The sequence below is a fragment of the Roseateles chitinivorans genome (genome assembly GCF_050632235.1).
Lineage (GTDB): Bacteria > Pseudomonadota > Gammaproteobacteria > Burkholderiales > Burkholderiaceae_C > Roseateles > Roseateles chitinivorans_A.
In genome coordinates this window covers 4,552,411-4,566,244 of the sequence record NZ_CP192584.1, presented here as the reverse complement: position 1 = coordinate 4,566,244, position 13,834 = coordinate 4,552,411, and the positions used below count along the sequence as shown (strand labels likewise).

The 13,834-nt window shown below is 70.3% G+C and carries 11 protein-coding genes; 5 read left to right on the top strand and 6 right to left on the bottom strand.

Annotated features, from left to right (window positions below):
- Positions 1 to 3: 3 nt before the first annotated feature.
- The 3 genes from ACQ859_RS20710 to ACQ859_RS20700 are packed head-to-tail and all read left to right on the top strand — an operon-like array spanning position 4 to position 5,491.
- A complete protein-coding gene (locus ACQ859_RS20710) occupies positions 4 to 2,745 on the top strand; it encodes an ABC transporter substrate-binding protein (protein ID WP_431262546.1) in 2,742 nt (913 codons plus the stop codon).
- Complete coding sequence (locus tag ACQ859_RS20705; RefSeq protein WP_431262545.1) at positions 2,742 to 3,710, top strand: ABC transporter permease; 969 nt, start codon at positions 2,742 to 2,744, stop codon at positions 3,708 to 3,710. The genes ACQ859_RS20710 and ACQ859_RS20705 overlap by 4 nt, the downstream gene beginning before the upstream one ends.
- Positions 3,707 to 5,491 carry a dipeptide ABC transporter ATP-binding protein gene (locus tag ACQ859_RS20700; RefSeq protein ID WP_431262544.1) on the top strand — a complete coding sequence of 595 codons (1,785 nt, stop codon included), beginning with the start codon at positions 3,707 to 3,709 and terminating at the stop codon, positions 5,489 to 5,491. The genes ACQ859_RS20705 and ACQ859_RS20700 overlap by 4 nt, the downstream gene beginning before the upstream one ends.
- Here ACQ859_RS20700 and ACQ859_RS20695 read toward each other — a convergent pair.
- Positions 5,449 to 5,736 (bottom strand): YMGG-like glycine zipper-containing protein, encoded by a 288-nt coding sequence (locus tag ACQ859_RS20695; protein ID WP_431262543.1) that lies wholly within the window; start codon positions 5,734 to 5,736, stop codon positions 5,449 to 5,451. The two genes, ACQ859_RS20700 and ACQ859_RS20695, sit on opposite strands and share 43 nt — an antisense overlap.
- A gap of 294 nt (positions 5,737 to 6,030) precedes the next feature.
- On the opposite strand from ACQ859_RS20695, the gene ACQ859_RS20690 reads away from it, so the two are divergent.
- The gene (locus tag ACQ859_RS20690) at positions 6,031 to 7,416 is read left to right on the top strand and encodes a hypothetical protein (RefSeq protein ID WP_431262542.1); all 1,386 of its coding nucleotides are present in this window, start codon (positions 6,031 to 6,033) and stop codon (positions 7,414 to 7,416) included.
- A gap of 23 nt (positions 7,417 to 7,439) precedes the next feature.
- Complete coding sequence (locus tag ACQ859_RS20685; RefSeq protein ID WP_431262541.1) at positions 7,440 to 8,063, top strand: hypothetical protein; 624 nt, start codon at positions 7,440 to 7,442, stop codon at positions 8,061 to 8,063.
- A gap of 43 nt (positions 8,064 to 8,106) precedes the next feature.
- Here the strand turns inward: ACQ859_RS20685 and ACQ859_RS20680 are convergent, their stop codons facing one another.
- The 5 genes from ACQ859_RS20680 to ACQ859_RS20660 all read right to left on the bottom strand — a co-directional run bounded on the left by ACQ859_RS20680 (position 8,107) and on the right by ACQ859_RS20660 (position 13,631).
- Positions 8,107 to 8,268, bottom strand: a complete 162-nt coding sequence (locus tag ACQ859_RS20680) for a hypothetical protein (protein ID WP_431262540.1) — start codon at positions 8,266 to 8,268, stop codon at positions 8,107 to 8,109.
- A gap of 77 nt (positions 8,269 to 8,345) precedes the next feature.
- Positions 8,346 to 9,308 (bottom strand): alpha/beta fold hydrolase, encoded by a 963-nt coding sequence (locus ACQ859_RS20675; RefSeq protein WP_431262539.1) that lies wholly within the window; start codon positions 9,306 to 9,308, stop codon positions 8,346 to 8,348.
- Between the two features lie 122 nt (positions 9,309 to 9,430).
- The gene (locus tag ACQ859_RS20670) at positions 9,431 to 10,909 is read right to left on the bottom strand and encodes a chitosanase (protein ID WP_431262538.1); all 1,479 of its coding nucleotides are present in this window, start codon (positions 10,907 to 10,909) and stop codon (positions 9,431 to 9,433) included.
- Positions 10,910 to 11,109: 200 nt separating this feature from the next.
- Entirely contained in the window at positions 11,110 to 12,513 is a 1,404-nt protein-coding gene (locus ACQ859_RS20665) for a carbohydrate-binding protein (RefSeq protein ID WP_431262537.1), read from the bottom strand.
- Positions 12,435 to 13,631 carry a chitinase gene (locus tag ACQ859_RS20660; RefSeq protein WP_431262536.1) on the bottom strand — a complete coding sequence of 399 codons (1,197 nt, stop codon included), beginning with the start codon at positions 13,629 to 13,631 and terminating at the stop codon, positions 12,435 to 12,437. Before ACQ859_RS20660 ends, ACQ859_RS20665 begins: the two co-directional genes overlap by 79 nt.
- Between the last annotated feature and the right edge of the window lie 203 nt (positions 13,632 to 13,834).

Sequence of the window (13,834 nt, the reverse complement as noted above, 5' to 3'; positions counted from 1 at the left end):
TGGATGACTGCGGCGTTCCGACAGCGGGCGCCGCGGAGAGGCGCGCTGCCGAGCCTGCTGGTCGCGCTGGCTGGCGCATTCCTCTGCGCTGTCTCCGGTGCATTCTCGGGTGCGCTCGCGGCGACGTCCGCCGATCGCGAACTCCGCATCGCGATGCAGCTGGAGCCGCCGATCCTCGACCCCACGTCCAGCGCCGCCGCCCCGATCGGCGAGCTGGTCTACGGCAATGTCTTCGAGGGCCTGCTCACGTTGGGTGAGGACGGTCAACCGAAGCCCCGCCTGGCCGCCAGCTGGGAGGTGCTGGACGGCGGCCTGCATTACCGCTTCCAGCTGCGCGACGGCGTGCGCTTCCACGACGGCACGGTCTTCGATGCGGGCGTCGCGAAGTTCGCGATCGACCGCGCGCGTGCGCCGGATTCGCTCAATCCGCAACGCACGTCGCTGGCCGCGATCACACGGGTGGTCGCGAGCAGTCCGCGGGTGCTCGATGTCTGGCTGCGCGAGCGCTCGGGCCGCCTGCCGATCGCGCTGTCGAGCGCCGCGCTGGTGATGGTGGCGCCCGCCACCGCGGGCAACAACCGCACGGCGCCCGTCGGCACCGGCGCGTGGCGCTTCGAGCAATGGCGGCGCGGTGACTCGGTCACGCTGCGTCGCAATGCCGACTACTGGGGCGCGGCAGCCACATCAACGTCAGCCTCTGCATCGGCATCGGCATCGGCATCGGCATCGGCATCGTCAGTGGCATCGTCAGTGGCACCCGAGCGGGTCACGACCCCGAACCCGAGCCTGGGGCGCCTGCGCTTCCGTTTCATCGCCGATCCGACGGCGGCGTACGCGGCGCTGATGGCCGGTGACGTCGACCTGTTCTCCAACTTCCCGTCGCCGGAGAACCTCGCGCAGTTCCGCGTGGACCGTCGCTTCGCGGTGGAGATCGGCAGCAGCGAGGGCGAAACGATCCTCGCCTTCAACCACCGGAACCCGCTGCTGGCGCAGCTCGCCGTGCGGCGCGCGATCTCCCATGCGATCGACCGGAAGTCGCTGATCGACGGCGCGATGTTCGGCTACGGCGAGCCGATCGGCAGCCATTTCCCGCCGCGCAACGCCGCCTACGTGGACCTGACTGCGGCGTCGAACTTCGACCCGGCGCGCGCACGGGCCGTGCTCGCCGAGGCGGGCATCGCGCCGGCCACGATCCCGCCGCTGCGGATGAAGCTGCCGCCGACCTCCTACGCGCGGCGCAGCGGGGAAATCCTCGCGGCGCAGCTCGCGGCGATCGGCCTGCGGGTGCAGATCCAGAACCTTGAATGGGCGCAGTGGCTGGATCAGGTCTTCACGCGGCACGACTTCGACCTGACCGTCATCGTCCATGCGGAGCCGCAGGACTACGACATCTACGGTCGCGAGGACTACTACTTCGGCTACCGCAGCCCCGCCTATCAGGCGCTGCTGCGCGCGCTGGACGCGACCACCGATCCGGTGGCGCAGCGCGAGCAGCTCCAGGCCATCCAGCGCCGGCTCAGCGATGACGCGGTCAACGGCTTCCTGTTCCAGTACCCCCGCCTGCTGGTGCGTCGCGCGGACCTGCAGGGGCTCGCCATCAGCGGCATCGGCAACGTGGAGTTCGGGCGGGCGTACTTCGACGGCACCGGCGCGCGCGGAGCGGGTGATGCCGCCGTGGAAGGCGGCTCAGGCGCCGGCTCGACCGGTGCACGGTGGCCCTTCCTGGCCGTCGGCCTCTTCGGCGCAGCGCTGGCGGCGGTGTGGCTGGCGTGGGTCGGCCGGCGTTGTGATCCCGGCTGGTTGGCCGCGCGCGGCGTGAGCCTTGCATTGACGCTGGTGCTGGCGAGCTTTGTCGTCTTCGCGCTCGTGCAGTTGGCGCCGGGCGATCCGGCGCGACAGATCCTCGGGCTGCAGGCCGACGAGGCGACGGTCGCGCAGCTGCGGCAGCAGCTCGGCCTCGACGCGCCGTGGCCGGATCGCTACCTCGGCTGGGTGTCAGGCGTGCTGCGCGGCGACTTCGGCGACAGCATCACCTACCGCGTGCCGGTCGCCGGTCTGCTGCGGGAGCGTCTGCCGTTGAGCGTGCCGCTGGCGCTCTACGCGCTGCTGCTGGCGGTCGCGATCGCGGCGCCCGCGGGGCTGGGCGCCGCATGGCGGCCAGGCAGCCGGCTGGATCGGGCGATCGACCGGCTCAGCCAGCTCGGACTCGCCGTGCCCAACTTCTGGCTCGGCCTGCTGCTGAGCCTGGTCTTCGCCGTGGGGCTGCGCTGGGTGCCTGCCGGCGGCTTCGACGGCTGGGGTCAGGGCTTGTCCGCCGGACTGGCGGCGCTGACCTTGCCGGCGATCGCGCTGGCGTTGCCGCAGGCGGCCATCCTGGCGCGCGTGCTGCGCGGCAGCCTGCTGGACCTCGGCGGCGAGGACTTCCTGCGCACCGCGCGCGCCAAGGGCGCCGGCGACTGGCGCGTGCTGTGGCGCCACGCGCTGCCCAACGCGGCGCTGCCGCTGCTCACGCTGCTGGGTCTGCAGCTGTCCTTCCTGCTGGCGGGGGCCGTGATCATCGAGAACGTGTTCTTCCTGCCCGGTCTGGGCCGCCTGCTCTTCCAGGCGGTCGCGCAGCGCGACCTCGTGCTGGTGCAGAGCGTGGTGCTGCTGCTGGTCGCGACAGTGGTGCTGCTGTCCTTCATCGTCGACCTCAGCGGCCGTGCCGCCGATCCGCGCCTGGCGCGCGAGGGAGGCCGATCATGAACGCGCGTTCTCCTGATGCGGCGGGAGCCGGCTCGGGCAACCGTCCAGAAACGCATCTGGACCGCCATCAGGGGCATCGGCTCGGTGGGCGGCTGCTCAGCGGTCTCGTGCTGAGCGCCGTGCTGTCCGCGCTGGCGTTGCTGTCGCTGTGGTGGACGCCGTGGGACCCCGCGGCGATGGACCTGCCCGCGCGTCTGCAGGGGCCGTCGCTGGCGCACTGGCTCGGGACCGACTCGCTCGGCCGCGACGTGCTGTCTCAGCTGATGCGCGGCGGCGCGACCTCGCTCGGCGTCTCGCTGGTGGCCGTGGCGCTGGGCGCCGGCGTCGGCGTGCCGCTGGGCCTGTGGGCGGCGGCGCGAGGCGGCGTGGTCGACGAGCTGCTGATGCGCGGCAACGACCTGGTCTTCGCCTTCCCGTCGCTGCTGCTGGCGGTGCTGTTGAGCACGGCGCTCGGCCCCGGCGCGATCAACGCGATCCTGGCGGTGGGCGTGTTCAACATCCCGGTCTTCGCGCGCCTGACGCGCGGCGCGGCGCTGCCGCTGTGGCAACGCGAGTTCACGCTGGCCGCGCGCGTGGCCGGGAAGGGCGCCTGGCGCATCTCGATCGAGCACGTGCTGCCCAACCTCGCCGGGCTGCTGCTGGTGCAGCTGAGCATCCAGCTGGCGCTCGGCCTGCTGGCGGAGACGGGGCTGTCCTACCTCGGCCTGGGCACGCAGCCGCCGCAGCCCAGCTGGGGCCGCATGCTGGCCGACGCGCAGACGCTCACGGCGCTGGCGCCGACGCTGGCGGTGTTCCCCGGTCTGGCGGTGGCGCTGTCGGCGCTGGCCTTCCAGCTCCTGGGCGACGGGCTGCGTGAATGGCTGAACCCGCGATCTGCCCGATCCCAACCGTCCGCTCACACGGATCAGCGGGGCCGACCGGACCCACCGGGTGGGCCGGATCGATCGAACTGGACTTTCCCATGACGGCCACGCTTTCATCGCCTCGTTCTCCGACCCTCCCGCCGCCGGCCGCCACGCTGCTGCGCGTCCGCGATCTATCACTGCAGGCCGGTGAACGCCGCCTGCTGTTCGTGCCGGAGCTGGATCTGGCCGCGGGCGAGATCGTGGGTCTCGTCGGCGAATCCGGCTCCGGCAAGTCGTTGACGGCGTTGGCGTTGCTGGGACTGCTGCCGCCGGAGCTCTCGCGGCGCGGTGCCTTGCAGTTGGAGGGCAGGGACCTCGGCGCGCTCGACGAAGCCGGCTGGCGGCGCGTGCGAGGCGCTCGCGTGGGGCTGGTGTTCCAGGAGCCGATGACGGCGCTGAATCCGTTGATGCCGATCGGCGCCCAGATCGAGGAAGCGCTGCGCCTGCACGGCCGCGGCAACGCCGCCGAGCGGTGCGCGGAGGTGGACCGGCTGCTGGAGCGCGTCGGCCTGACATCGGCCGACGTCGATGCGCGCCGTTATCCGCATGAGCTGTCCGGCGGGCAGCGGCAGCGCGTGGCCATCGCGATCGCGGTGGCCTGCCGGCCCCGGTTGCTGATCGCCGATGAACCCACGACGGCGCTGGATGTCCGGAGCCAGGCGCAGATCCTCGATCTGTTGCGGCGCCTGGTGCGAGAGGACGGTTGCGGGCTGCTGCTGATCACGCACGATCTCGGCGTCGTCGCGGAGATGGCGGATCGACTCGTCGTGCTGCGGCACGGCGAGGTGCAGGAGCAGGGGTCGCTGCTTCAACTGCTCGATCCGCCGCGCCATCCCTACACGCGGGCGCTGGTCGAGCAATCACGGTTGAGGCCGGCGCGACCCCGTGAATCGACGCCGCTGGGGGAAGGGACTGCCGAGGTCGCTGGCCCTCACCCCCACCCTCTCTCGCAAGCGGGAGAGGGGGCAAGTCCGGCGGTGATCGGCGCGAGCGGCGGGCGCGGCGAGGCCGTCGCGCCCTTGCTCTCGTTGCGCGAGATCGTCTGCGATTACCCGGCTGCCGATCGCAGCTTCTTCCGGCCCCGTCGGCGCGTCCGGGCCGTTGATCGCGTGAGCCTCGAGATCCTCCCCGGCGAGCGCGTCGGGCTGGTCGGGGAGTCCGGCAGCGGCAAGTCCACGCTGCTGCGCACGGTGCTCGGCCTGCAGCGTCCGGTGTCGGGCGAAGTCCGGCTGGCCGGCGAGCGCTTCACCGGCGCGGAGACGGCGCTGAGGCGCCGCGTGCAGATCGTGTTCCAGGATCCCTACGGTAGCTTCGATCCGCGCTGGCGCGTGGAGCGCCTGCTCGCGGAGCCCCTGCATCTGTTGCGGCCTGCGCTCAGCGAGGTGCAGGCGCGGGAGCGTGCCGTCCACCTGCTGGAGCAGGTGGGGCTGGATGCCGGCGCGCTGCGGCGCTTCCCGCATGAATTCTCAGGCGGGCAGCGTCAGCGGCTCGCCATCGCGCGCGCGCTGATGGTCAAGCCGGAACTGCTGGTGCTGGACGAGGCGGTCTCGGCGCTGGACGTGTCCCTGCGCGCGCAAGTACTGGCGCTGCTGGAGCGTCTGTGCCGCGAGCGCGGCGTGGCCACGTTGTTCGTCACGCACGACCTCGCGGTCGTGCGCGCCGTGACGGACCGCGTCCTGGTGCTGCAACACGGCCGCGTGGTGGAGCAGGGCGCGACGGCGGACCTCTTCGCCGCGCCGCAGCACGCCTACACGCAGGCGCTGCTGGCGGCAGCGCCGCACCTGGACCGGGCGCTGGCTCAGCGGACCGCGTGCCGTCGTCCGTCGCCGTCGACCCAATAGCGGCCGCCGTTGCCGTCCGAATAGACCTCGCGCTCCTTGCCGTCGACCATCAGCCGTCCGATGACGGCGCCTGCGACCGCGCCGACCACGGCACCGGTCACGGCGCTGCCGCCGGCCACGGCACCGACGACGGCGCCGCCGACGGCGCCCACGCCCGCGTTCTTCACGTCACTGGTGGCGCAACCGACCGTCATGGCGGCACAGGTGGCGATCAATGCGGCATTCCTGATCAACGAAGCAGTCATGGGGAACCTCAACGATGTTGGTGGATGACCCTGCATGGCAAGCGCTGTGCCTTGTGCCCGCTCGGGCAAGGTGCGTCGTGGCGACGCCTATCCCCACGGCAGGCCCCTGAACGAGGTCTTAACGGTGTCGATGTCAAAAGAGGGAGGACCGTTTCACGGCCGCGACATGAAGCGAAATATTCAGCGCCAGCGTCACTGAATGGGCGATCTCCGCCTCCTATACTCGCGCCCGAAAAAACCGGAGCGGTCCCGTCGATGGATCGCCGAGCAGATGTCTTTCACGGGGGAGTACCCATGTTTTCCTTGAAGCACAAGAACGCGGCCGTGCTGGCCGCGGTGTCGGTCCTCGTCGCGGCATGCGGCGGCGGCGGTAGCGACGCGGGCACGCCGCTGGTGGCGACGTCCACGAATTCGTCCGGGAACACGTCGACGAACAACACGTCGAACAACGCGTCCCCCAGCACGCCCGCCAAGGTCGATGCGCCCGTCATCCGCACGCAGCCGGCGAATGCGGCGGTGCTGACCGATGCCACAGCCACGTTCTCGGTCGTGGCCACCGGGACGGGTCTCGCCTACCAGTGGAAGAAGAACGGCGCGGTCATCGCGGGCGCCACGTCCGCCTCGTACCAGACACCGGCGGCCACCTACACGGACAACGGCGCGCAGTACAGCGTCGTGGTGACGAACGCCGGCGGATCGAGCATCAGCTCGGCGGCGCAACTGACGTTGAAAGCGGGACCCAACCAGCAGGCGTTCGAGCAGCTGATCCTGACGCCCAGCGCCGGCAGCTATCAGTTGCACTGGAACCTGAATCCCACGGGGGCGCAGACCAGCGGCATCCACTTCGTCACTTCTGACTTCGCCGTGCTGGCGGTGTCGCCGCTGACGAACGGCCCGCAGACCAATGCCCAGAGCGCCGCTCACAACCTGACGACGACACTGGCGCTGCCCACCGCATCGTCGCCGACGCGCGTTCTCAGGAACGGCGCCGTCGTCGTCGTGGGGCCGACGAGCAAGGTGAGCTATCTGGGCGGCGACGTGCGCGTCGACACGCTCGCTGCGGACGGCGTCACCGTCGCGTTCTCCGAGATCCGCAGCAAGTACGAGACCGTGGCGCTGACGGGCACCATCGCCTCGACACCCGCGGACTTCGCGCACTTCCACAACGCGATCTACTCGAACGCCGGTGTCCTGGATGCGGCAGCGACCTATGCCACCGGCGCGAGCTACATCAAGTTCGAGCAGAACAACAAGGTCGACCGCTACAACGTCTTCGACTGCACGACGGCGACGGCGGGGGTCGCGGTCACGCCGTGCCGCGTCAACACGACGCTGGCCGATGCGATGACGGCCGGCATCCAGTCCAACAGCGACGGCACCACCTACCGCCTGGCCGACGGTGCCATCCGTACGGTCGACGGCGTGTCGATCTGGGTCGCGGCCAACGCGCGTCCGACGTCGGCGACGCTGAGCGCGACGGTGCAGTACCGCATCTATTTCGAGCTCAACGGCAACGTCTACACCGGCGCGCTGATCAAGGACGGCACGCTGCTGGGCAACGGCTCCTACGTGTCGAATCCCAGCGGCGCCACGCTCGTGGACCGGCTCACCTTCCTGACCTACGACATCCGCATGAACAAGGCCGCGCATGACAGCATCGCGGCGGCGATGAAGATCTGATGGGGTCGCACTCGGCGCCGACCTTGAGCGGCTGGCGCCGCGTGCTGCGGGGGATCGTCCTCTTCTGGCTGGCGATCGCCCTGCTGCTTCCCTTGCTCCTGTTTCCCGTCGCGTCGTTCTGGACGCCGCCGGCGCATTTCTTCCAGGCGCTTCCCGGTCTTGGCGTCGTGGCCGAGACCTTGCGCTGGCTGATTTATCTCGGTGGTGCCGCGGCTGTCTTCGGGGTGCTGTTCCCGTTGCCCATCGGGGATCCGATGACCGGGTCCCAGCGCTTCTTCGGCATTCTTCTCGTGGTGGCCCTGTCGTTGGTGGCCCCGCTCGGTTGGCGGCACGGCTATCTCCCGCTCGCAGCCACGGCGAGGGGCGGTACGGAGCAAGTGCTTCCGGGCCGCATCGTCCTGGTGAGGCCGTGCTGTGCCAGAGGCGCCTGGATGCTGGAAGAACTGGAGCTCGGCTTCGAGCTGCAGGGAGAGGCGGGAACGAGACACCTGGCGCGATTCGACAACAAGGATCCATCCAAGCATTGGAGCGAGTACGACGAGTTCCGCCATTGGCATCCCAAGGTCGGCGACGAGGTGCTCGTCACCGTCAAGCGGAATCTGCTTGGACGATCGGTGGTGTGGATCGCGCCGGCGGCGGCCCGATAGCCTGTCACCGACGGAGCGCGAGCCGAGGCCGCGCGATCCGGTCTCAGCAGCCGATCGACGTCAGGTACGTCGTCGGCGCGTTCTTTCCGGGCCAGGCCTGGCTCGACGGCACCAGCGCCACGTTCGACGAGTTCGACCCGCCGACATGGAACAGGAAGTCCGGTCGCCCGTCGCCGTCGAAATCCCCGATGGCATCGATCCGCACCTCCCAGCCGTAGCCGCCGAGGCCGTACTCGTAAGCGCATGAGCATTCGCCGGGTGTGCACCAACGGGCGACTCAGCTCACCGCTGCGCCGCCAGGAATTCCCCGACATCCTTCGCCGACCGCTCCGGGATCTCCCGCTGCGGCAGATGCCCGACGTCCGGATAGACGATCAGCTTCGCGCCCGGGATCGCCGCGGCGAAACGGCGCGAATGCTCGACCGGGATCAACGGGTCGTCGTCGCCGTGCAGGACCAGCGTCGGCGCCTTCACGGCCGCGAGCCTCTCCGCCGTCGCCGTCGCATGGCTCGCCGGCGGAGCCGACATCAGGACGTCCCGATGGCCCGGATAGCGCTGGTAGCGCGCCCAGCGGTCGATCACCGCGTCGGTGATCAGCGCCTTGTCATGGACCTGCGCGGTCAGGCCCTGCTTGATCAGCGGCCGGTTGTCGATGCTGGCCAGCAAGTCCCGACCCCACTGGTATTGCAGCAGTCGGAAGGCGAGCGACGGGCTCGCGCCGGTCGCCTCGCTGGGCCAGCCGGCCGCGGACACCAGCACCAGCGCCTGCACGCGCTCCGGCGCCGCCAGCGCGAGCTTCCACGCCACGCCGCCGCCCATCGAGTTGCCCGCCACGGCGAAGCGCTTCGCGCCGATCTTGTCGGCGAAGCCGAGCACGATCGTCGTGAGCGCGTTGCCGTCCAGGATGAATCCGGCCGGCGCGGCTGTCAGGCCGTGGCCGGGCAGGTCCAGGCTGATGACGCGCCACTGGTCGCGCAGCACCGGCGACCAGCCCTCCCAGGTCGCATAGGAGTCGCCGTAACCATGCAGGAGCAGCAGCACCGGCGCATCGGCCGCCCCCTCGTCGCGGTAGTGCAGTCTCAGGCCGGGGCCGACCTCGACATGGCGCTCATTCGGCGTCTGGAACTCGCGTTCCAGCTGCTCGGCGGGCAGGTCGGGCGCACGCAGCGACCACCAGGCGATCGCCACGAGCGCGACCAGCGCCAGCAGCAGGACCAGGACGGCGTAGGACAGGATCTTCAGCAAGGCGGCAACTCCAGTAGGAGGCGAGAGCCTAACCACCTGCGTGCCCATCGCGCCACCGCCCCTTGGACGCATGCCGCATATGCAGATGCGGACCGCGTCCTTGGGACGGTGTCAGACGGCGATCACTTGATCGAGAAGCTGTCCCCGTAGACCTTCCAGTTCAGCGGCGTCTTCAGGTCCAGGTTCCCGGCCTTGAGCCACACGCGCTGCGCGGTCTCGACGCGGGTGACGTCGCTGTGCGCCTCCTCGGTCTTCATCGCCGCCACGCGGGCATCGAGGAACGCGTTGAGGTAGGTGGTCTCGTTCCCGCCCTGCGCCGGCGTCTTCGCCTTGGCCATCGCCGCCTTGCGGATGCCGCCGAAGCTCACGCCGCTGTTGCCGGGGCCGTGCATCACGATCGCGTCGTAGTAGATGAACTGGCCGAGCGCCTTCAGCCCGTCGCTCTTGGCCTGCTGCACCGACGGGTTGAAGTAGACGCGGTCACGCTCGTGATCCTGCGCCTGCTGGAACAGCGTGTCGCCCGCGGCCGTCTTCCAGTCGCCCTGGAAGTTGGGATCGAGGCCCGCATGCGAGTCGCTGCCGTTGACCGAGCGCAGCGCGTTCAGGTACTTCGCCAGCACGTTGTCCGGCTTGACCGAGTTGTAGTACTGGACCAGCTCCAGCATGTCGCCGGTGCCCGAGCAGAAGCCGATGATGCCGGCCGTGTAGCCGCGACCGTCGCGGATGTCCTGGATGTAGCGGTACTGCGCCTTCCAGTCCAGCGACGAGTTCTCCGCGCTGGAGACGATCTGCATCGCAATGTCCTTGACCTTCGGGTCGGACAGGCCGGCCGATGGCGCCGGAGCGGGCGCAGGTGCGGGAGCGGGGGCCGGCGCGGGGGCCGGTGAAGGCGCCGGTGCCGGCGAAGGGGCCGGGGCCGGCGACGGAGCGGGCGCCGGGGCGCCGACCGCCTTCAGCTTCCAGCGCTGGTTCGCGCCGCCCGTGCAGTCCCACTGCTGGATCGCGCCGCCGGCGGCGGTCGAATGGTCCTTCACGTCGACGCACTTGCCGCTGTGGCGCGCCTTCAGCGTGTAGCCGTCGGCCGACGGCGCGACGAGGAAACGCTGGTTGTCGGTCGGCGCCGTCGCCCATTGCTGGATCAGCGCGCCGTTGCCGGTGGAGACGTCGGTCACGTCCAGCGACTTGCCGCTGGCCACGTTGACCAGGCGGTAGCTGCCGCCGGTATCGGCGCGCAGCTCGAAGCGCTGCGAGGTCGAGGTGCCGCAGCGGTTCTGCTGCAGCTTCGTGCCGTTGGCGCCGACGTTGCCGGCGATGTCCAGGCACAGGCCGGACTCGCCGGATTCGATGGTGTAGATCCCGGCCGCCACGGTGACCGCACCGGCGGCGAACGCGCGTGCGTCCGGCGCGTTCTCGCTGGCGGCGGCGTCGGCGGCCGAGGCCGCGTCCGCGGCGGACTGCGCGAAGACGCTCTTGCCCGAGTCGTCGCCGCCTCCGCCGCCGCAGGCGGTCAGGCAGGCGCTGGCGACTGCCAGCAGCGCGGGCGTGGTCAGGAAGCTCGAAACACGCGGGGGCCGCGGAGCGGCGGGGAAGCGTTGGTTCATGGCGGAGGTTCCGGAAAAGGGGGAGAGGTGCCGGCAGGACCCGCCGCGTCGCCGCGGGCGCGGTGCTCGGGTTCGGCGGACAGGTCCTGCCGGCGGGGGTGGCGCGCGTCGGGCGACGCGCGCCGGGTCGGGCGTACCGGATGGGCGCGCCCGGGGTGCGGATCGGACGACGCCCCGAGGGGCGCGTCATCCCCGCGGACTTACTTCCACTCGGAAGACTGCAGCAGCGGATCGACCGTCAGGCCGAAGCTCGAGCCGACCTTCTGGCCGACGGTGCCGGGCGTTGCCAGCGGCGCGGAGCCGCAGGTGCCGCCGCCCGTCTTGATGATGGCCCACAGCATCGCGCCGTCCCGCGCGTTGCGGTTGGACGCGGTCCCGTTCAGCACCGCGTTGGTGTAGCGCTGCACCGAGTACGGCTGGTTGAGGTTGGCGCCGTACTGGCTCTTCAGGTTGCGCGAGCCGACGCACTGCGCGTCGCCGTCGTTGACCACCAGCAGGCCGCCGGCCCAGCCTTCAGGCGCGGGTTCCAGGCCGATGGACACGATGGTCTTGGCCGGGAACAGCGAGCGGTAGTCGTTGTACGCGGTCACGCCGTCGTAGTTCTCGAAGCGCGCGTCGTAGCTCATCACGTTGACCATGTCGAGCATGTTGGCCACGGCCGGGAACTTGCGCACCACCGCGCGCTCGCGACCGGCGTTGCCGCCCCAGAACGACAGCCGGCCCGAGCAGGAGGCGTCGGCCGAGGTCGCCGAGGTGCAGTCCGCGCCCGTCGACCAGCCGGCCAGCGTCAGCACGCGGCCGTTGCCGGCGATGTCCACCGCGCGGCGCAGCGCCTTGATGACGTTGGCGTAGCGGTCGACGTCGCCGTCGGTCTCGTAGTCCACGTCCAGGCCGTCGAAGCCGAGCTCGGTCTGGATCTTGGCCAGCGCGTTGATCGTCGGTCCGTTGCCGGCCGCGCCTTCCGCGGCGAGCGTGCCCCAGTTGTTGTAGGTCGCGCCGCCGACGGCCAGGATGACCTTCTGGTTGCGCTGGTGCAGCACGTCGATCGCGGCCTTGATGTCACGCGGCGTCGCGTTGAAGTTGATGCCGGTGCCCGAGAAGGTGTTGGCCGACAGCCCCGCCCACGAGAAGGCCGGATCCGCGAAGGACACCATCACATGGGTGTAGGTGGCCGGCGTGCGCGCGAACTTGCTGGCCTTGTAGACGTCGTTGGCCGACTTGCCGGTGGCGTCGAACCAGTTGTCGCTCCAGGTCGGGTAGTAGCCGACATAGACGCGGCGCGTCTGCGTGGCCTTCAGCGCTTCGGGCAGCGTCAGCGCGCCGCCGGGCGAGGGGGCCGGCGCGGGGCTCGGCGACGGGGCCGGCGAGGGCGAAGGGGCCGGAGAAGGCGAGGGTGCCGGAGACGGCGAAGGCGCCGGCGTCGGTGCGGGCGCAGGGGCCGGCGAGCCGCAGCTGCCCGAGGTCGGCGTCCACAGCGACGGCGTCGAGGCCGGGTTCCAGCCGGTGCCGACCCAGGCGGTGTGGGTCACCAGCGCCTTGTAGGTCTTGCCCTGGTAGCTGACGACCTGGCCGGCGGTGAAGGTCTTGCCTTCGGCCCAGGCCACGCAGGTGCCGGGGTTCGGCGCCGGAGCCGGCGAGGGGCTGGGTGCGGGGCTCGGGCTCGGCGCCGGCGTGGGCGTCGGCGAGGGGCGGGAGCCGGCGGCTGCGGCGCCGGCGGCGGAGTGGTCGTGCCGCTCTTCGCCGCGGCGAAGGCCTGCCAGTACTCGAAGTCGCGCGTGTTGGCGCGGCTGTATTCGCCCAGGGCGCCGTTGCCGACGCGGTCGCGTTGCGCGGCCCAGTAGGACAGCAGGCCCACGCCCTTCTGCTTGGCGAAGTTGGCCACCGTCACGGCATCGGCCGGGGTGAAGGTCTCGGACGCCACGTCGTTCTGGCCGATCATCGGCGTGATGCCGATCATGGCCCACAGCTGCGCGTCGGTCTTGGCCGGGTACAGCGACTTCAGCTGCGCCACGGTCTGGGTGGCGGCGGAGATGGCCAGGTCGCCCATCTTCTTGCCGCCGCTGTAGTAGCTGCCGTAGTCCATCGTCATCAGGTTGACGATGCTGATCTTCACGCCCGACTGCGACGCGCCGCGCAACAGGTCGACCGCTTCGCGCTGCAGGCCGCCGGTGTCGTTGGCGTTGACGTAGGGCACCACCGGCAGCGTGAACGAGGTGGTCAGGTCCGGGTAGATCGACTGCAGCTGCAGGATCGCGGCGTTGCGCACGCCGTTCAGGCGGGTGTCGCCGAGCTGGCCGCCCTCGATGTCCCAGTCGATGGAGCGCGTGCCGTTGGCGTCGATCAGGCGGCGCAGCTGCGCCACCAGGTCGTTCACCGAGCAGGTCGATTCCAGGTAGGTGCCGTTGGCGCCGCCGAAGGAGAGGATCACGCGGCCGCCGGACTTGATGTAGGCCTTGATGTCGGCCTGGAAGCTCGGGTTGCTGATCGTCGTTTCCAGACCGCCGCCGACCGTGCAGCCGCCACCGGAGACGCCGAAGGCGAGGGTCACCGCGTCGATGCCGGCCTTGGACTTGGCTTCGCTCAGCGTCTTGATGTTGTAGCTGCCGCTGCCGAAGCCCCACGTGAAGAAGTAGGGCGCGACGATCGTGCCCGCCTGGGCCTGCGATCCAGCGGCCAGCAGCGCGGCGGCCAGCGCCACCGCCTTGATTTGTCCATAACGCATGTGAATCCACTCCTGCGAATGCCGCGCGCACCGGTGGAAGTGCGGGGCTTGTTGTTCTCTATAAAACCACCATGAGACCAGCGGCGAAATGTAGAAAACTCAGGAATGGATGGCTGTGACAAGCAGTATGTCGAGGCGGTATCGGACTGTGTCGAATACTGCAAAAACCCGCGCGACGGTCACTTTCCCCGCGCCGGGTGAAA

Excerpts from the sequence above, each read along its gene's own strand:
- ACQ859_RS20705 (WP_431262545.1), top strand. The coding sequence starts at position 2,742 with ATGAACGCGCGTTCTCCTGATGCGGCGGGAGCCGGCTCGGGCAACCGT.
- ACQ859_RS20670 (WP_431262538.1), bottom strand. The coding sequence starts at position 10,909 with ATGAACCAACGCTTCCCCGCCGCTCCGCGGCCCCCGCGTGTTTCGAGC.
- ACQ859_RS20660 (WP_431262536.1), bottom strand. The coding sequence starts at position 13,631 with ATGCGTTATGGACAAATCAAGGCGGTGGCGCTGGCCGCCGCGCTGCTG.
- ACQ859_RS20700 (WP_431262544.1), top strand. The coding sequence starts at position 3,707 with ATGACGGCCACGCTTTCATCGCCTCGTTCTCCGACCCTCCCGCCGCCG.
- ACQ859_RS20710 (WP_431262546.1), top strand. The coding sequence starts at position 4 with ATGACTGCGGCGTTCCGACAGCGGGCGCCGCGGAGAGGCGCGCTGCCG.
- ACQ859_RS20690 (WP_431262542.1), top strand. The coding sequence starts at position 6,031 with ATGTTTTCCTTGAAGCACAAGAACGCGGCCGTGCTGGCCGCGGTGTCG.
- ACQ859_RS20695 (WP_431262543.1), bottom strand. The coding sequence starts at position 5,736 with ATGACTGCTTCGTTGATCAGGAATGCCGCATTGATCGCCACCTGTGCC.